The following is an 18645-nucleotide window of genomic DNA, read 5'->3' as shown; positions in this document are numbered from 1 at the left end:
GTAGAGAGTTCGTTACGGAGCGTACGCCGGACTCCTTGGCGCAAACCGCGGTGCGCCGTCTTTTGTTCGAACAGCAGTGTCATTGGGAGAGGTAGAGACAGATGGGAAGAAAACGGTTGTTTAGGCTAACATTCGTTAGCCTGCTAGTGCTGCTGTTCGTAACCGGCTATACGAACGAAACGTCGCTGCTTACGGGCGAGCGACAAATGACGGCGGTCGCGGACGAAATCCATGCCGGGACGGATCCGGCTTCGCCGGGGCCGAACGTCGTGACGGCCGAAGGCGCGGCGAAGCCGGGCTTGCCGGGAAGTGCGCCGCCCCCGGTGCACGCCGATGCGGGCAAACCGGCGGGGCGGCCGGACGCCTCGCCGGGACCGGCGACAGGGCCGGTACCCGGGACACCGGCGAAGCCCGACAACGTCCCGCATCCGACTGCGGCGAAGCGGGTCGCGCTGACGTTCGACGACGGCCCCGACAAGAAGTATACGCCGCAAATTCTCGACATTTTGAAAAAGCGCGAGGTGAAGGCGACGTTTTTCGTCGTCGGCCTGCAGGTCGAGAAGTGCGCGGACGTGCTCAAGCGCATCGTCGAGGAAGGTCACGCGGTCGGCAACCATACGTACGACCACGCGAACTTGACGGAGCGGACGGCCGCGGAAATCGCCGAGGAAATTCGCCAAACCGACGAGGCGATTCGCAAGGCGCTCGGAACGGGAACGGACTTGTTCCGTCCGCCGTACGGAGCGACGAACGACGTCGTGAAGAAAACCGTCGCGGACTCCAAGCAGGAGCTCGTCCAATGGACCGTCGATACGCGCGACTGGGCGGGGACGACGCCCGACGAAATCATGGAGAAGGTGAAGAGCCAGACGAAGCCGGACGGCATCATCCTGATGCACTGCTTCGGCGGCAAAAACGGCAAGCTCGACAATACGGTCGAGGCGCTCCCGCGGGTCATCGACTATTTGAAGGACGAGGGCTATACGTTCGTGACGGTGCCGGAGCTGCTCGCCGCGGAAGCGGAGACGCGGGAGCAGAAGAAGGCGCAAGGCAATGGACATGGTCATGGGCAAGGGCAGGTGCAAGCGCAAGCGCCGCGATCGGAGGCGCAAGTCCAAGCGTAATTCGCGGGCTCGCCGGAAGGCGGGCGAACAAAAGAGAAGGCTGTTTCCGAGCGACGCGGCGCTCCGGGAAACAGCCTTCTTTGCCGATTAACGGAAACGCTCCAGCACGACCTTTCCCATCATACGGCCCGTTTCCACCATGGCGTGGGCTTTGCGCAGATTGGCGGCGTCGATCGGCTCCAGCTTCTCGGTTACCGTCGTCCGGACGATGTTCCGATCGACCAAGTCCGCTACCGCGTTCAGCAGGTTGTGCTGCTCGATCATATCCTCGGTCCGGAACATCGGCCGGGTAAACATCAGCTCCCAGACGAACGTGACGCTTTTGTTTTTCAGCGGCAGGAGATCCAACGGGCCGCCCGTCTCGGCGATCGCGCATATTTTGCCTTGCGGCGCAATCGCTTCGGCCATCCTGCTCCAATGCTTCTCCATGCTGTTCAAGCAAAAGATGTAGTCGACCTGCTGCAAGCCGATCGCCTGGAGCTGTGGCACGAACTCCTCATAATGATTGATCGTGTAGTCCGCGCCGAGGCTCTTCACCCACTCGACCGATTCGGGACGGGAGGCCGTGCCGACGACCGTCAGTCCGGCGTATCGGGCCAGCTGTGTCGCAACCGAGCCGACGCCGCCCGCGGCGCCGATGATCAAGATCGATTTGCCCGCATTTTCGGCGGGGTCGGATGAAACGCCGAGACGGTCGAACAGCCCTTCCCAAGCGGTGATGGACGTTAACGGCAGCGCCGCCGCTTGCGCGAAATCGAGCGAGGCCGGCTTCCTGCCGACGATTCGCTCGTCGACGAGATGGAACTCGCTGTTGCCTCCCGGACGATCGATGCTGCCGGCGTAGTACACGTCGTCGCCGGGCTGGAACAGCACGCACTCCGGCCCGATCTGCTCCACCACGCCCGCGACGTCCCAGCCGAGCACTCTCGGCGTGCGTTCCTCCCGGTCTTTCGGCGACCGGACTTTGACGTCGACCGGATTGACGGAAATCGCCTTCACCCGGACCAGCACGTCCCGGCCTGCCGGAACCGGCTTCTCGATCTCGACGTCCATCAAGCTCTCCGCATGGCCGATCGGCAAATAACGGTACAGCCCGACCGCTTTCATCGTGTTTGGCGTCATATTCCCATTCCTCCTGTTTCCTTCTTTGCGTTCTTGGTTGTTATCTTATCGCAATCGTTTTAGAATAGTAAGTACGCACATGAATGTGATATAGTATCCATTTGTATACTGTGAAGGAGGAAGCGGGAATGCGCGATCGCAAAAGCGGATACGGTCATTGTCCGAACGAGCAAGGGTGTCCGGTGGAATATACGCTGGATGTCATCGGAGGCAAGTGGAAGGGCGTGCTGCTGTTTCATATGATCCGAGGGCCGGTCCGATTCAACGAGTTTCGGAAAATATGCCCCGCGATCACGCAGCGGATGTTGACGCTGCAGCTCCGGGAATTGGAGGAGGACGGCATCGTCCATCGCGAGGTCTATCACCAGGTTCCCCCCAAAGTGGAATATTCGCTCACGCCGTTCGGCCAGACGCTCGTCCCGATCATTTTGAAAATGAAGGAATGGGGCGAAACGTACCGGTCGAAAACCGCGCTGGCCGGCAAAACCGAATAGCCGGAATCGGGGGCGTCCTCGAACGAACGTCATTCCGGAGGATGCGGCCACGCGGTTTCGCGCGGCAGCCGATTATTTTTGAAACCTGCCGGACGGGCTTTGCGTTATAATGGAAGTACTTGCCGGAAGGATCGGTTCGGGGGGGTTACGACAATCGGATGGAATGAGGCTTTGGTTTACATAGCATTAGCCGTTTTTTTCGTATACGTCTTCGTGGAAGCGGTTCGGCTTCACCTGTTGAAAGACGAGCTGGAGCACCCGCTTGCTTCGTATATGCGGGAATGGGAGCGTCTTCCCGGCAGAGTCCGGAGGAATCGCAAGCGGGACGTCGAGCTCCGGCGGCTGTGCTACGCTTACGGCCGTTTGGACGAGACCGAACTGAAAGGAATCCGCTTGCAATTGACCGTTCGCGGCGGCCGCCTATCCTACTTTCAAGGCGCGTTCGAGCTGCTGACGAGGTTCGTTCTCCCCGTCTTCACGTTCATGCTCGGGATTCTCGTGACGACGTCGAACAACCTGCTCGCGTTTGTCGTAAACCGCCCAGCTTCAACAACGGGGTCGGAAAGCGGCTCGGCCGGCGATCTATTCGGCGCCGTCATCGGCTCGCTCGCCCCGATTACGACGACGGTGATTACGCTTTTTTTCGTCGCTCTGGTACATACCTGGTACCGGACCGCACACCGCAATAAAATCGCGTACCATCTGCACATCGTCGAGCAGACGATCGAGGATAACAGTCGACGAGACGCGGGGCAAACGCAGCCGGCGACGCTTGCGGAGTCTCCCCCGTCGGCGTCGCCGTAATGCCCCTCACACTATGATGTAGCCGCCGCTCCCGCGGAGAACGGGCAGGTCCGACTCTCGGGCGGCGCCGCCTCGTCCGGATAAAAGAAATTCGGCGTCACCGTCCGGTTGTCGTAATGCCGGTGGAAGACGGGCGTCGCCGCCGGCGAAACCGGCGGAATGAGCCACGTCCACTCTCCCGTCACGTCGCGGCCGCATGTCCGTTCCCGTTCCTCGAACTGGACGAACTGCCGCGCCGCCGTATGATGGTCGACGATCGACACCCCCTGCCGCTTGTACGAATGAAGCACGGCAATGTTTAGCTCCACGAGCGCCCTATCCCGCCACAAGGACGATTCCCGCGACGTATCGAGCCCCATCAGCGAAGCGACGCGCGGCAGCATGTCGTACCGTCCCGCGTCCGCGAAGTTGCGCGCCGCGATCTCCGTCCCCATGTACCAGCCGTTGAACGGCGCCGCCGAATAGGAAACGCCCCCGATGTCGAGCCGCATGTTGGAGACGATCGGTACGGCGTACCATTTCAAGCCCAGCTCCGCGAACCCGGCCAGCTCGGGATGCGCGATCGGCACTTCGAGCACGAGCTCCCGCGGAATCGGGAACAGCTTCGGCTCCCGTCCCCCGACCTGCACGACGAGCGGAAGCACGTCGAACGCCGTCCCTTCGCCGCTCCAGCCCAGCTTCCGGCACACGTTCGTCATCGCCACCGAGTCGGGATCGCCGACGATGCCGTGCTCCGTCTCGTAGCCGGCGTACCGGATCAGCTGGTAGTTCCAAAGGCGCACCCGCTCCTCGGGACTCCGGTCGGCCGGAAAAACCGTAATGGCCGGGCGGACTTTGCCGCCGTTCGTCGCGTATTCGATATGCCCGAGCAGCGACTCGAAGATCGCTTCCTCCGTATCGAGATGGCGCGCGTCGCGCACCTCCAGCGTCTCCCAGAACAGCCGGCCGATGCACCGGTTGCTGTTGCGCCAAGCCATCCGCGCGCCGTGGCGCAGCTCCTCCGCCGTATGCTCGTACCGTCCGGCCGAAGCGATCGCCTCCCGCACGTCGCGCACCCGACTCTCCGTCGCCTCCCGGCTCCACCCCAGCTCGCCGCCGCACGCGCGGATAAACCGCTCGGCTTCCTCCCGTAACCGTTCCCGCCGCATCGCCACACGCCCTACCCCGTTTACGTTATGATACGTTTATTATAGCGAAGCGGCGGTCCGACTCCTAATGAGCACTTTGTGAACGGCCGGCAGGTTGCAACCGCCAATCGAACGATGTAAAATTCAGGAAAATGGGATGAAAATCCATCCAACGGAGGCCCCGACATGGAACATTCGACGGACGAACTTCCCGGAACCGCTCCCGCAAGGCGCGATACCGCCCTCCTGATCGTGGACGTGCAGCATTACGCCGCTCACCGCCAGGGCGGCGAGTTCCGGCATTTGAGCGACGACGAGCTCGAGCGGCAGTACGGGTATTTTTTCGAGCAGCTGCATGCGAGAGCGCTGCCCGGCATGCGGCGGCTGCTGCACGGCTGCCGGCAATCCGGCGTCGAAGTGCTGTACACGGTCATCGAAAGCTTGACGCTCGACGGACGCGACCGCAGCCGCGATCATAAGCTGGCCGGCATCCACGTGCCCAAAGGATCGTGGGACGCCCAGGTGCTGGCCGACATTGCGCCGATCGGCGACGAAATCGTCCTCCCGAAGACGGCGACGAACGTGTTCATCGCCACGCACATCGACTATATTCTCCGCAATCTCGGCATCCGCCATCTGATCGTCTGCGGCTTGCTGACCGACCAATGCGTCGAATCCGCGGTCCGCGACGCCTGCGACTTGAACTACGACGTAACGCTCGCCGTCGACGCCTGCGTCACGTATTCGGCCGAGCAGCACGACAACGCGCTGAAGGCGATGAGCGGCTTCTGCCGCCAGCTGGCGACGGACGACATCCTGCGGGAATTGGGCGCGGGCCGAGGCCGAGAAACGTAAAGCAGGCAAACGAGGGAAGCGGCCGCAGCCGCTTCCCTCGTCGCTCATTCCCCGCCTCCAACACGCACGAATCGTTCCAGCTCCGCCCTTACTTCCTCCGGCGTATCGAGCGCGACCGCCCGATCGGCCAGCTCGCGGCATCGTCCGCTGTCGAGCCGGGACAGCGCGGCCTTCACCTTCGGGATCGCCCCCGCCTCCATGCTCCATTCGTCCAGCCCGAAGCCGAGCAGAAGCGGCGCGGCGAGCGGATCGCCGGCCATCCCGCCGCACATGCCCGTCCATTTGCCGCAGGCATGGGACGCGTCGATGACGCGGCGGACGAGCTGCAGCACCGCCGGATGGAAGTAATCGTACAGCGGCGCCACCTTCTCGTTCATCCGGTCGACGGCAAGCGTATATTGGACGAGATCGTTCGTGCCGATGCTGAAAAAGTCGACCTCGCGGGCGAACCGGTCGGCGAGCAGCGCCGCCGACGGCACCTCGACCATAATGCCGGCTTCGATCCGTTCGGCGACCGGATGTCCCTCGTCCCGCAGCCGGGCGTGCTCCTCCTCGAGCAGCCGCTTCGCCCGGCGCCATTCGCCGAGCCCAGATATCATCGGGAACAGCGCCTTGACCGTCCCGTGGGCGCTCGCCCGCGCGATGGCGCGCAGCTGGACGCGCAGCCATTCCTCGCGGTCGAGACCGATCCGGATGGCGCGGTAGCCGAGGAACGGGTTCGCCTCCTCCGGCAGCCGCAAGTACGGCAGCGCCTTGTCCCCGCCGATATCCATCGTGCGGATGACGACCGGGCGTCCGCCCATCCGCTCCGCCGCCTCGCGGTACGCGCGGTACTGCTCGTCCTCGTCCGGCAGCCGGTCGGCCTGCATGAACAGAAACTCCGTGCGGAACAGCCCAACGCCGTCCGCCCCGCTGTCGGCCGCCGTCTCGGCGTCGGCCGCCGAGCCGATGTTGGCGCCGATCTCGACGCGCCGTCCGTCGGCCGACGCCGCCGGGCGGAACCGGCTCTCGCGCTCGGCGGCGAGCCGGTCGAGCTCGGCGGCCAGGCGCGCCTTGTAGGCGCGAATCGTCGCCTCGTCCGGCCGGACGAGGCAGACGCCGGCCGCCCCGTCGACGATGAGCGTGTCGCCGGTGCGCACCGCGTCGAGCGGCTCGCCGGCGCCGACGACGGCCGGGATGCCGAGCGAGCGCGACAAGATCGCCGTGTGCGACGTCTTCCCGCCGGTGCGGGTGACGAACGCGAGCACGCGGCGCTTGTCCAGCTGCACCGTCTCGGACGGCGACAAGTCGGCCGCCACGAGAATCGCCGGCTCGCGCAGCGCCGCCAGCCCGGCCGGCCCGCCCGCCGCATCGTCCGCGCCGCCGCGCAGCGCGCCCAGCAGCCGCTTGCCGACGTCGCGGACGTCGGCCGCGCGCTCGCGCATGTACGCGCTGCCGAGCGCCTCGAACTTCGCGGCGAGCGCCTCGACGACGTCGCGCACCGCTTCCTCCGCCGACCGACCCTCCTCCCGCACCCGCTTCGCGATGGGCGGGTAGAAGGCCGGGTCGCTCAGGAAGCCGCGCTGGCCGGCGAGAATCGCCGCCTTGTCGTCGCCGAGCTCGGCGCGCGCCTTCTCCGCGAGCGCCGCGAGTTGCTCCGCGCTGCAGTCGCGCGCCCGCTCGAGCCGGCGCAGCTCGGCTGCCTCGTCGAGCGGCTCCCTCGCCGCCGCGCCCTCGCTCGCCCACGGCGCCGACGCCGCTGCCTCCGGCTCGTCGAGCCGGAACGCGCGGCCGATGCGGATGCCGTCGGATGCGCCGATCGCCTCGATCCTCAGCATCGCCGCCATCACGCTTCACCGAACCGGCCGTCGACAAGCTCGGCCAGCGTGCGTACCGCCTCGGCCTCGTCCGGGCCGTCCGCTTCGATCGTCAGCGCCGATCCCTTTTCCAGCCCGAGCGTCATCAGCTCCAGCATGCTTTTGCCGTCCGCCTCGCCGGCGCCGCCGCGCACCCGGATGCGGGCTTCGAACGCCCCCGCCTTCTCGACGAACAGCTGCGCCGGGCGGACGTGGAACCCTTGCTCGTTTTGCACCGTCACCGTTCGGACTATCATGATGTCGCCCTCCTATCTCAAGACAGAAGCGGGATGCGCCCGCGATACTTCGCGATGAGCGCCTCATTGTGCGCATCCGCTCCGTCGATATTTCCGCTCAAAAAGACCGGCGGCTCCACGCCGCGCTCGGCCAGCGCGACGATCGCCTGCGCGAGAACGGCGTTCAGGATCGCCGCTCCGATCACTGTCGACGTCGGCGTGAACGGCACCTTCACCCGCTCGTGCGTCAGAACGGCGTCGCCCTTCACCGCGCGGTTGTCGATCGCGAGATCGACCGCGTCGGACAGCCGCTTGCCGCTCTCGTGGCGCGACAGCTGGCTGTGCGAATAGGCGATCGACGTAATGCCGATCGTATACGCGCCCTTCGCCTTGGCCGCGAGCGCGACGTCGACCGGAACCGGGTTGCGCCCGGACGTGGACAGCACGAACATGACTTCGCCCTCGCGGATGTCCTGACCGTCCATGAACGCGCCGGCCAGCCCGTTCATCCGCTCCAGCTCCGACGAGCGGACCGCCCCTTCATGCAGCATGAGCGGCTCGTAAAAGATCGGCCGTACGGGAACGAGTCCCCCGGCTCGATAAAACACTTCCTCCGTCAAAAGGTGCGAGTGGCCGCAGCCGAACAAGTGGACGACGCCTCCCGCTTCGATGCAGTCCGCCACCTTGACGGCGGCTTGCTTCATCCGGCCGGCTTCGGCCGCAAGCACGTCTTCGAGCATCGTCCCGATCGTACGGAAATACGTTTCAATCATGGTTCTCCCTCATTCCTTCCCGATCCGGATGTTCGCCATCCGTGATTTTCTCTAATCGACCTTCCCGACCCGGAGTCGCCTTATCCGGACGCACGCTCCTTCGCCCGGTTCACCATCTCCGCCATGACGGCCAGGCTCGCCTCCACGATCGCTTCGCCCTTCTCCTTCGTGGCGAGCGTCGCATCGCCCAGCACCGCCGTCTCCGTGAACGTTTCCCAGGGCGTCGGCGTGCAGTCCGCCTCGTCGCCGATATTCGGAATATCGCAAATCGCTTTGTCCATGTCAACCAGCTCCCCCGCCAAGTACAGCATGTAGGACGTCTCGATCTCGCAGGCGTGGAAGTACGCGCCGTGGACCGGGGGCGACTCGCGGACGCGGGCGATCGTGTCCTTGGAGCCGGGGTAGAAGAAATGATACACCTTCAGCTCCGGCACCGACTCCGCAAGCCGCCTCGCCGCTTCCTTCAGCGCCGTCCCGTTGCCGAGGTGGCCGTTGACCATCGCGAACACGCGGAACCCTTGGCGGTGCAGGCTTTCCCCGATATCGCACAGCAGCAGGACGAGCGCCTCGTTCGACACGCTCAGGCTGCCGGGAAAGCTCCGCAAGCTCCATACTTGCCCGTACGGCAGCGTCGGCAGCAAATAGCTATCCGTCCGCTCGGCCAGCTTCGCCGCGAGCCGCTCCGCCAGCACGTTGTCGGTGCCGAGCGGCAGATGGGGGCCGTGCGCCTCGACCGCGCCGATCGGCAGGATCGCGGCCCGCTTCGATCGGATGCGCTCCTTGACGTCGTACGCGTTCTCGTATTGGAACTGCATCGCCCCGTCCCCCTTCACCTTTTGAAGGCGAAGCAAGCCGCCGGATTGCGCACGAAAAACTTTTCCGCCAGCGCCTCGCCGTCGAAGCCCGCCCGCTCCGCTTCGTTCTTGAACCGCGGCAGCCATTTCGCCGCGATATACTCCAGCCCGAGGCCGTAGTCGTAATGCTTGTAGTACGATTTGCGCGCCGTGTCGCCGCTGATCAGGATTTGGTCCTCGTACCCTTTGCGCACGAGCTCGAGAATGAGCGCGATGCGGGCGCTCTCCGGCGCGTATTTGATTTTGCCGATGCCGTCGAAGCACAGGTAGACGCCTGTCTTGGCCAGCTGCTCATGCAAGTACGGATCCGGATTGCGGTCCATGTGCCCCAGGCTCACATGGCGCAGGTCGACCTTCTCGCTGCGCAGCAGCTCGAGCTGCTCGAGCGCCATCGTACCGGCCTCCGTATGCGAATGGATCGGCGCCTTCGTCTCGTGATGGGCCCGGGCGACCGCCCGAAGCGTCTTCTCCTCGAGCGGCGTAATCCGGTTGTAGCCGGTGCCGAACTTCACCTGGCCGGCTTTGTGCGGCGTCCCTTCCAGCCCTTCCTCCACCTCGCGGACGACGAACTCGGCCAGCTCGTTGATCGACCGGCTCTCGATCCATTCCGCATACGTCCCGTAATCGCCGATGACCGGCTTCAGCTCCTCCTTGATCCGGGCGTTCCATAGAAAGCTCTTGTTGAAGCCCGCCGTCCCGACGATGCGGACGCCCGTTTCACGCCCGATCCGGTAAACCGCGGGAACGTCCCGGCCGTAATCGACCGCCGTCGCATCCACGATCGCCCGGCCGCCGCAAGCCTTGAAATCTTCGACGTCCCGGCGGGACTTCTCCGGGTCGTCCAGCAGCAGATCGTCCTCGCCCCGCTCCGCCCAGTAGGCCGGCCGGCATACGATATGCTCGTGCGAGTACGTGAACCCGAGCTGCTCCGGCCGTATGTCTCCGTCCAATGTCCGAATGAAGCTCATCTCTCTGGTCTCCTTCCCTGGTTAAACGGTTAGAACAGCAGCTGCGCCAGCAGCCGGATCACCGGTCCGATGATGAACATATCCGAGTCGGCCGCCCACATCGCCGTATCCGGAATCGTCGACGAGAGGAGGAATTTCACCATGACGAATTGCCCCCATGCGACGACCGTCGCCGTAGCGAAGCCGCCGAGCAGCGCCCCGCGCGTCCCGCCGGTCGCATTGCCGAACACCCCCGCCGTCGCGCCGTGGAAAAACAGCACGATCATCGTCGGCACGAAAATGTACGACACCGTATTGCCGAGCACGACGAGCCAGATGAGCGCCCCGGCGAAGCCGCCGATAAAGCCGAGAATGACCGCGTTCGGCGCGTACGGGAACGTGACCGGACAGTCGAGCGCCGGCTTCGCGCCCGGCACGAGCTTGGTGGCGATCCCGTTGAACGCGGGCACCAGCTCCCCGATGAACATCCGCACGCCCATCAGCACAATGGCGATGCCGCCGGCGAATGTAAACGATTGCACGATCGAGTATATGATGAAGTTTTGGTCGCCCGCCTTCTTCACGAGCGCCTCCGCTCCGGGCGTTCCTTTCAGCGAGACGACGATCGCCCCGATGAGGAACAGCGCGCCCATGCTGAGCGCCGTAATGACGTTCGAGTCACGGAGGAATTCCAGCCCTTTCGGCACCTTAATCCGTTCCGAATCGTTGGCGCGGTTGCCGAACGCTTTGCCGAGCAAGCCGCCGAGCAGGGCGACCGACGCGGACGTGTGGCCGAGGGCGATGTTGTCGTTGCCCGTAATTTTGCGCATGATCGGCTGCGTCAGCGCGGGCTGGAACGTCCAGTACAGGCCGAGAATGACCGACAGGAACACGACCAGCTTCCAGAACGGCACGTCTCCGGCCGTATGGACGACGACGCCGGCGAACACCGTGGACGTCCAGAACATCATATGACCCGTCAAATAAATGTACTTGAACTTCGTAAAGCGTGCGAGCAGGACGTTGATCAGAAACCCGAGGAACATCGCCAGCGTCACGGCGCTGCCGTACTGCGCATTGAATTTCTCTTGCCCGAGAAACTGGCCGAGCGACTCCGACTCGAGCCCGAACACTTCCTTCCACATCGGCTCGAACACGTTCAGCGCCCCTACGATGACGCCAGCGCCAGCGCCGATGATCAGGAAGCCGATAATGGCCTTGAACGTGCCGCTGATCACTTGGCTCGTCGTCTTGCGCTGCAGCAGCAGGCCGAGCAGGACGATCGCGCCGAGCAGGATGGCCGGCGTCCCGAATACGTTCGTGGCGATCCAGAAAATGATATCCATCGATGACCCTCCCAAGGTTCGCGTTCTAGTATCGCGTTAACGGAGTGCGTCGTTCAGCTTCGTCTTGATCTCGTTCAAATCGAAATAATTATCGATGACGACGATGCGGGCCGCGTGTCCTTGCAGGCTTTGCGCCAGCTCGTTGCTCGTGAGAATATAGTCGGCCGCCACTCCCGAAGCGGAGGAAACGTCCATATGGTCCACATCGGCTTGTATGCCGAGGTCCCGGCAGGCGGTCTCCACGTTCATCCGCAATATCAGGCTCGTTCCTTGACCCAGACCGCATACGCACAATAGCTTGATCATGTTGAGGCCCTCCTTGGTTGTCGTTTCAGGCGATTTCGCCCGCGAACAGCGCGACGACGTCTTCCGCCGTCTCCGCCCTGCGCAGCGCCGCGATGTTGGCCGGATCGTTCAGCGCGACCGTCAGCCTGCGCAGCATCGCGATATGCTCGGCGTTCGAAGCCGAGCCGAGCGCGAAGACGAGATCGACGGGATCGTTCGTCTTGTGCCCGAACCGGATCGGCCGGCTTAACCGGACGAACGATACCGACGCTTCGCGGACGCCCCGCTCCGCCTTCGCGTGCGGCAGCGCGATACCCGGGGCGAGCACGAAGTACGGCCCCTTCTCGCGATAAGCCTCCACCATCGCCTCCGTGTAGGCGGCGTCGGCCGCTCCGGAAGCGGCGAGCAGCTCGCCGGCCGCCCGGATGGCGTCCTCCGCCGTATCGGCGAGTCGATCCAATGCAATCAGATCCGCGGGTATGAATTTCATGCCGAGTCTCCCCTTTCCCGGTTGGTTGCCGTATCGGCGGATCTTTCGATCAATGTTTGCAACGACGCGGCGCTTTCCGGACGCGTCAGCGCCGTTCGGTTCTCCTCCTTGCGCAGCAGGATCGTCAGCTCCGACAGCGCCCGGAGGTGCGATTCGCCGTCGTCGCTCGCGAGCGCAAACAGCGCTCTCACCCGGTGCTTCGGCTCCGGCGAGAAGGCGACGCCTTCCGGGACGACGAGCAGGCTCATCCCCGTCCCGTGCACCCCCTCTTCCGGCTTCGCGTGGGCGATGGCCACCTCGGGGGCGACGACGATGTAGGGCCCGAGCTTGTTCACCTTCCCGATCATCGCCTCGACGTACCGCAGCTCGACGAGCCCTTCCTCGACGAGCGGCTCCGCCGCCATCCGGATCGCCCGGCGCCAGTCGTCCGGGGGCGCCTCCGCGATCCGGATGCGCGACGCTGGCAGCGCATCGGCGAGCGACGGCTTGCCCGGCTCCGCGTAATCCGGCTTGTTCGCCTTCGCCGCCGCCCAATAACCCGACAGCGCATCGGCGAGTCCGGCCTCGTCCGTCACGACGGCGTACCGCTTGATCAGCTCGATCATGCCGGCGACCGGGGGACTATGCATGTCGGCAGGGCCGCCGCCCGCCTCGAGCCGGCGGTTCACCTCGTGAAGCAGCTGCGCCTTGTCGCGGTCGGACAGCACCGCATTCACGACGAATACCGGCGCGTCCGCCCGCTGAAGCTGCACCGTCGAGAACAGGACGTCCACCGGCCGGCGAAACTTCTCGTATTCGCGCAGCGACAGGACGGCGACGATGTCGAGGTACGGGAACAGCGCCTCGAGCTGGATGCGCAGCATGCGCGACGTCGATACGCCGTTGACGCAGACGATCGCCGCCCGGCGTCTCCGGACCGGCACCGCGTTTTGCCGCCGCATCCATCCGCCGAAGTGCATCGCGAAAAACGCCGTCTCGTCGTCCGAGACCGGCTTGCCGAGCTTCTCCTCGAGCGGCTGCACCGCCTTGCGCGTCAGCTCGAACACGTCGCGATACTTCGTCCGCATCGTATCGAGCATCGGATGCTCGACCTCGAGCCCGTACTTGATCCGGTAATACGCCGGCTTCAGATGGAGGAACAGCTGCTCCTCCAGCTCCGCCCGCTTCTCGAAGAACAGGCAGGCGAGCTGCTCGAACCGGTCGACGAGGCGGGCCGTCAGCTCCCGCAGCGCGGCGGTCTCCCCGTTGGAAGGAAACGCGTCCCCCGGCTTGTTCCGGCTCTCCGGAGCTTCCCGGCGATTGTGCTCGTCCCGCTCGTCTTGCCCTTCGGCGTGTCTCCGGTCTCGACGCTCGTCCCGGCTCTCCGCTTCCCCTTCGGTGTCGGGCTCGCCCAGCCGGTTCAGCCTTGCCCCGAGCAGATGCATCGTCAAATAGCACACTTCGTCCTCCGGAAACTCGACCCGGTACAGCTCACCGAGTCCGGCGGCCAGCCTCTTCGCCCCTTGGTATTCCGGCATGCGCCGGAGCGTCGCTTTCTCGTCCTCGTCCAGCTTCACCGTCTTGCCCTGCCTGAGCCGGGCCGCGAAGAGAGGCAGCCGCGAAGTCAGCGTGAACACCATCTCGTCGGTGAACTCCATCCCGAGCGAACGCTCGCACGCCGCGACGAGCCGATGCAGCTCGGCCGATTGCGCCTCGTCCGGCAGCGGGAACGGCCGGTCCGCGAGCGAGCTCCGGACCGCACCCTGCACCTGCTCGGTGAAGCGTTTCCAGTTGGCCGGCGTCAGCAGCTGCGACAAGTAATGCGCCAGCGCCTTGCGCTTGTCCCCTTCTTCGCCCGCCGCCGCGTACCCCGCCTTGCGGTCCGCGGTCACGCTCAATCGGAAGGCCGCCAATTCCTCCTTCAGCCGCTTCATGTCCTGCAGCGCCGTCACCCGGCTCACTTGCAGAAAGTCGGCCATATCCTGCACATGCACCGGTTCGGACCGCGCGAACAGCAGCAGCGCCATCCACGCCTTCCGTTCTTTCGGAGACCAGACGTATTCGTAAGGACGAACCCGCGCCGCCAGCTCCGGCAGACCGGCCCGGCACGACTCCGTCAGCCGGAAGCCCGCCCGGCGCACGTACTCCACCGGTTCGAGCCCGTTGCCGCGCAGCCATTCGTTGATTTTCTCCATGTCGTAATACACCGTGCGACGCGACACCTGAAGCTCCTCCATCAGCTTCTCGGCGGTCACGTAACCCGGCGATTCCTGCAGCAGTGCGAGCATCGCGGTCCGACGTTCGTCCAGAATCGTCCTTCCCTCCCTCCGGCCTGTCTCATGGCGGATGATTCTTAGTCTTATTATATGTGGCGACGCGCCGGTCTAACAGAACAACAATTGTACGAAGCAATTTGCAAAAGTGTACCGATGCTTCTCTTTGGAAAAAAAAGCTCCGCTTCGGCCCGTTTTTCTCCCTTAAAGGGATTTCTTGTCTTCCGTTTTCGATTACAATGGAAAATGGGTCCAACGTCCGATGGCGACGACCTAGGGAGATTAAGACGAGAGGATCGATGGAAACGGTGGAGAGGAGAACGAATTTACATAAGGCCGCCGGCACCGCAAGGCGTACGTGGCAGCTGTCGCTGCTGGTGCTGGCGCTGCTTGTCGCGTCGATACCCGCGCCGGCGAAAGCCGCGGATGCGTCTTCGCGCTGGCCGGATATCGCCGGTCATTGGGCGGAAAAGATTTTGTCGGCATGGGCCGGTCAAGGGAGAATCGGCGGGTATCCCGACGGAACGCTCCGGCCGGACGCGGCGATTACGCGCGCCGAATGGATGAAGCTGGTCAACCGGCTGTTCGGATACGCAGGGTCGTCCGACACGGCCTTCGCCGACGTGCGCGACGGCGATTGGTATGCCGCGGACGTATCGGCCGCCGTTCACGCCGGGTACATGAACGGTTACGAGGACGGCACGATGCGGCCCGACGGCCCGCTGAGCCGGGAAGAGGCGGCCGTCATGCTGTCGAGGCTCGGCAAGCGGAGCGACAACGCGGCGGCGGCCGGCCGATTCTCGGACCCGATCGCCGCCTGGAGCCGCGGAAGCGTCGGCGCCGCGGTGGCCGCCGGATGGATGGACGGCTACCCCGACGGCACGTTCGGTCCGGCCAAGCCGATGTCGCGCGCGGAAGCAATCGTCGTGCTGGACCGGCTGGCCGAAGCCGGGAAGCTCCCCGAGGGCGGTCCGAAGCCGACGGCCCGGATTTACGACCGCGCCGGAACGTACGGGCCGGCCTCGGGCTCGGAGACGATCGGAGGCGACGTCACGATCGCGAAGCCGGACGTGACACTGCGCCATACGGTTGTGGAAGGGAGCTTGACGATCGCCGAATCGGTCGGGGACGGGGACGTCCGGCTGGAAGGCGTTGCGGTCAAGGGCGTCATGACCGTTCTCGGCGGCGGGGAGAACAGCATTGCATTGACCGGCACCGAAGCCGGTACGGTCGAGGTCGACAAGCCGGACGGCAAAGTGCGTCTCGCGGCCGAAGGCGGCAGCCGCATCGCCCGGACGACGCTTCGCTCCGGCGCGATATTGGAAGAAACGGACTTGGAGGGTACGGGCTTCGACGACGTGCAGCTCGCCGACGATATGCCGGGCGGGCCCTCCGTACGATTGAGCGGAAGCTTTCGCCAAGTCCGGGCCGACGCCTCGAACGTACGGTTGGAGGTAACGAAAGGCCGCATCGAAACGTTGGTCGTCGGACCGTCGGTCAAAGGGCTCGTCGTTCATTTGGCCGCCGGCGTCATCGTCGCGAAGGCGGTCGTTCACGGAGAAGTTTCCTTTACGGGACCCGGCACGGTGCTGATCAAGGAAGGGCCGGCCGTGTCGATCGAACCCTCCGAAACGTCCGGCGACTCGGACTCGGGGCCCGGAAACGGGCCGGAACAGCCCGCCCCTTCCACGGTGAAGGCCGTCGTCAAGGGAGAGTTGGGCCGGGTGCTGCTGCACGCGGAGCGGGCTACCGTAAGCCGGCTGCAAACCGGCGTCAGCGTCCCCGGCATCGGCAGCGTCACCGTGAGCGTATACGAGCCGAACGGCGCGGACTGGTACTTGCTCGACTTGGCCGGTGCGGCGTACGACACGGCGTATACGCTGCAGTTCGCAAGCGGCATCGTCCTCGCCGACGGATTATCGCCCACCGTCAGTTGGGCGCGGCCGGAAGACCCCGTGCCCCCGCCGACGGTAAGGGCTATCGTCAAGGCGGAGCTGGGTCGCGTGCTGCTGCACGCCGAACGGACTACCGCGAGCTTGCTGCAAAGCGGCGTCAGCGTCCCCGGCATCGCGAGCGTGGCGGTAACCGTCTACGAGCCGAACGGTGCGGACTGGTACCGGCTCGACTTGGCCGGCGCCGCGTACGATACGGCGTATACACTGCAGTTCGCCGATGGAATCGTCCTGGCGGACGGACTGTCGCCCACCGTCAGCTGGGCGCGGCCGGTTACGGTAACCGAGCTCGTCTATTCGCCGTCCTCCGTTCTATTGAGCGCCCTGGGCGCGACGGCCGACATCCAATTAAATGCCCGGCTGAGCGACGGAACGGAGCGGCCCGCCGCCGCCGAAGCCGTCTGGACGACCGGCGACGGGCTGGTCGCCACCGTATCCGGCGGTGTCGTGCAGGCGACGGGGACGGGATCCACTTGGGTCGAAGCGTCTTACGCCGGGTTTACCGTACGCGTGCCGGTCACGGTCACGCTTGCCGCCTACGGCGTCGCGGTATCGGCCGACACGTCCCCGATCGCGGCGGGAACGCCGAGGACGGTCCGTTTCGTCGTGAAAAAGTCGGACGGTATGACGGATACCGAATTTAACGGCACCCGAACGATCGCCGTGTCCGGCCTGCAGCCCGCACCGGACGGCAGCTACGGCAGCTGGGGAGGCGTCCCCGCGACATCGGCGGCCGTGCAGACGGACGCCGTCTTCACCGGCGGCGAGGCGGACGTCGCCCTGATCTTGAACGGCGCCGCGGCACAAACGGTGACGTTCTCGGTGTACGGCGTCGTGCAGCCTGCCGGGCAGCTCGCCTACCCGGTCACGACCGCGGCCCCCGCCAAGCTGGCCATTCAGACGCAGCCGTCCGGCGGGGTGGACGGCAAGCCGCTGTCGACGCAGCCGGTCGTCCGGATCGTCGACGCGTACGGCAATCCGACGACCGCGGCAATGGCGGTGTCGGCGGCGGTCGCGAGCGGGTCGTCGACGCTGACCGGCACGAATACGGTCAACGCGGCAAACGGCGTCGCGACCTTCACGAACATCGGTCTAAACGGCGTTTCTCCGGCCGTGACGCTGTCGTTCTCGGCGTCCGGATTGACCGGAGCGGTCAGCGATTCGTTCTCTGTCGAGAATCGGTTCTCCGAGGGCGACGGCTCGTCGGCGACCCCCTACATCGTGACGACGGCGAGTCAGCTGAACGATATCCGCAACTACTTGTCGAGCCACTTCAAGCTCGGGGCGGACATCGATCTGAGCGGCTACGCTTCGGGTTCGGGCTGGGAGCCGATCGGCACGTACACCGCTCCTTTTACAGGAACGTTCGACGGCCAGGACCATACCGTCACCGGCTTGAGGATCTACCGTCCCGGTACGTCGAACGTAGGCCTGTTCGGCAGTATCGGGCTGCCCGCTGTCGTTCGCAACGTCAAGCTCGAACAGGCGAACGTGACGGGCTCGGGGAACGTAGGCTCGTTGGTCGGCGCGTTCCGGGGCGGCACCGTGGAGAACGTCTCCGCAAAGGGCACGGTCAACGACAATGGCAACGGTTTTTACACGGGAGGACTTATCGGGAGAGCTTATGCCGGCACGGTCATTTCCCGTTCGTATGTCGATATGAACGTCAACGGATTCCAGGCGGTAGGCGGTCTCGTCGGGGCCATTGAAGGAACGGTATCCGAATCGTACGCCGTCGGGGTCGTCGTTTCTAACGCTTCCGGCTTGGGCGGTTTGGTCGGCGAAAATTACGGTACCGTCCGGCAATCGTACTCGCGGGCAAGCGTAACCGGCGGGTCGAACAATGTGGGCGGACTCGTGGGCGACAACCGGGGGACGATCGACGAAACGTACGCCGCCGGTACCGTTTTGACGAACTCGCCGAACAAAGGCGGGCTGGTCGGCAATAACGGCGGCGCCGTAAGCCTGACGAAATCGTACTATGACCAACAGGTCGCCCAACAAATCGACGCGGGCAAAGGCACGCCGCTGACGACGATTCAGATGAAGGATCAAGCTTCCTTCGCAGGCTGGTCGTTCGGAAGCGTCTGGGGCATCAACGGCAATTATCCTTATCTGCTTTGGCCGTAACTGAATCGAGACGCAAAAA

Annotated in this window: 16 protein-coding genes; 5 read left to right on the top strand and 11 right to left on the bottom strand. The window is 64.7% G+C overall.

Annotated elements, in window-relative coordinates:
* Window positions 1–116 precede the first annotated feature (116 nt).
* Window positions 117–1124, top strand: a complete 1008-nt coding sequence (locus DLM86_RS24095; RefSeq protein ID WP_245954869.1) for a polysaccharide deacetylase family protein — start codon at window positions 117–119, stop codon at window positions 1122–1124.
* An 87-nt stretch (window positions 1125–1211) separates the two neighbouring features.
* Here the strand turns inward: DLM86_RS24095 and DLM86_RS24090 are convergent, their stop codons facing one another.
* Window positions 1212–2246, bottom strand: a complete 1035-nt coding sequence (locus tag DLM86_RS24090) for a zinc-binding alcohol dehydrogenase family protein (RefSeq protein ID WP_110842630.1) — start codon at window positions 2244–2246, stop codon at window positions 1212–1214.
* A 128-nt stretch (window positions 2247–2374) separates the two neighbouring features.
* Here DLM86_RS24090 and DLM86_RS24085 point away from each other — a divergent pair, with 128 nt between their 5' ends.
* Window positions 2375–2740, top strand: a complete 366-nt coding sequence (locus DLM86_RS24085) for a winged helix-turn-helix transcriptional regulator (protein ID WP_110842629.1) — start codon at window positions 2375–2377, stop codon at window positions 2738–2740.
* Between the two features lie 171 nt (window positions 2741–2911).
* A complete protein-coding gene (locus DLM86_RS24080; RefSeq protein ID WP_110842628.1) occupies window positions 2912–3544 on the top strand; it encodes a hypothetical protein in 633 nt (210 codons plus the stop codon).
* Between the two features lie 11 nt (window positions 3545–3555).
* Here the strand turns inward: DLM86_RS24080 and DLM86_RS24075 are convergent, their stop codons facing one another.
* Complete coding sequence (locus DLM86_RS24075) at window positions 3556–4692, bottom strand: nitric oxide synthase oxygenase (RefSeq protein ID WP_110842768.1); 1137 nt, start codon at window positions 4690–4692, stop codon at window positions 3556–3558.
* A 165-nt stretch (window positions 4693–4857) separates the two neighbouring features.
* Here DLM86_RS24075 and DLM86_RS24070 point away from each other — a divergent pair, with 165 nt between their 5' ends.
* The gene (locus DLM86_RS24070; RefSeq protein WP_110842627.1) at window positions 4858–5526 is read left to right on the top strand and encodes a cysteine hydrolase family protein; all 669 of its coding nucleotides are present in this window, start codon (window positions 4858–4860) and stop codon (window positions 5524–5526) included.
* A gap of 44 nt (window positions 5527–5570) precedes the next feature.
* Here the strand turns inward: DLM86_RS24070 and ptsP are convergent, their stop codons facing one another.
* The 9 genes from ptsP to DLM86_RS24025 form a co-directional block, all read right to left on the bottom strand.
* On the bottom strand, window positions 5571–7352 hold the full coding sequence (gene ptsP / locus DLM86_RS24065; protein WP_245954868.1) for a phosphoenolpyruvate--protein phosphotransferase: 1782 nt from the start codon (window positions 7350–7352) through the stop codon (window positions 5571–5573).
* Window positions 7352–7618, bottom strand: coding sequence for an HPr family phosphocarrier protein (locus tag DLM86_RS24060; RefSeq protein WP_110842626.1), 267 nt, complete (start codon window positions 7616–7618; stop codon window positions 7352–7354). The genes ptsP and DLM86_RS24060 overlap by 1 nt, the downstream gene beginning before the upstream one ends.
* Before the next feature lie 17 nt (window positions 7619–7635).
* Window positions 7636–8370, bottom strand: a complete 735-nt coding sequence (locus DLM86_RS24055; RefSeq protein WP_110842625.1) for an SIS domain-containing protein — start codon at window positions 8368–8370, stop codon at window positions 7636–7638.
* Between the two features lie 80 nt (window positions 8371–8450).
* Window positions 8451–9185: a creatininase family protein gene (locus DLM86_RS24050; RefSeq protein ID WP_110842624.1), complete on the bottom strand. Its 735-nt coding sequence runs from the start codon at window positions 9183–9185 to the stop codon at window positions 8451–8453.
* Between the two features lie 14 nt (window positions 9186–9199).
* Entirely contained in the window at window positions 9200–10192 is a 993-nt protein-coding gene (locus DLM86_RS24045) for a phosphotriesterase family protein (protein WP_110842623.1), read from the bottom strand.
* 29 nt (window positions 10193–10221) lie between these two features.
* A complete protein-coding gene (locus DLM86_RS24040; RefSeq protein ID WP_110842622.1) occupies window positions 10222–11517 on the bottom strand; it encodes a PTS ascorbate transporter subunit IIC in 1296 nt (431 codons plus the stop codon).
* A gap of 36 nt (window positions 11518–11553) precedes the next feature.
* Window positions 11554–11820 (bottom strand): PTS sugar transporter subunit IIB, encoded by a 267-nt coding sequence (locus DLM86_RS24035; RefSeq protein WP_110842766.1) that lies wholly within the window; start codon window positions 11818–11820, stop codon window positions 11554–11556.
* 28 nt (window positions 11821–11848) lie between these two features.
* Window positions 11849–12292 carry a PTS sugar transporter subunit IIA gene (locus tag DLM86_RS24030; RefSeq protein ID WP_110842621.1) on the bottom strand — a complete coding sequence of 148 codons (444 nt, stop codon included), beginning with the start codon at window positions 12290–12292 and terminating at the stop codon, window positions 11849–11851.
* Entirely contained in the window at window positions 12289–14559 is a 2271-nt protein-coding gene (locus DLM86_RS24025) for a BglG family transcription antiterminator (RefSeq protein WP_110842620.1), read from the bottom strand. Before DLM86_RS24025 ends, DLM86_RS24030 begins: the two co-directional genes overlap by 4 nt.
* A 284-nt stretch (window positions 14560–14843) precedes the next feature.
* Here DLM86_RS24025 and DLM86_RS24020 point away from each other — a divergent pair, with 284 nt between their 5' ends.
* Window positions 14844–18626 (top strand): S-layer homology domain-containing protein, encoded by a 3783-nt coding sequence (locus tag DLM86_RS24020; RefSeq protein ID WP_158289641.1) that lies wholly within the window; start codon window positions 14844–14846, stop codon window positions 18624–18626.
* Window positions 18627–18645: the final 19 nt, after the last annotated feature.

The organism is Paenibacillus flagellatus (assembly GCF_003217775.1).
GTDB lineage: Bacteria > Bacillota > Bacilli > Paenibacillales > NBRC-103111 > Paenibacillus_AB > Paenibacillus_AB flagellatus.
Note: the sequence above shows the minus strand (reverse complement) of the source record. Positions and strands in the feature narration are given on the sequence as shown.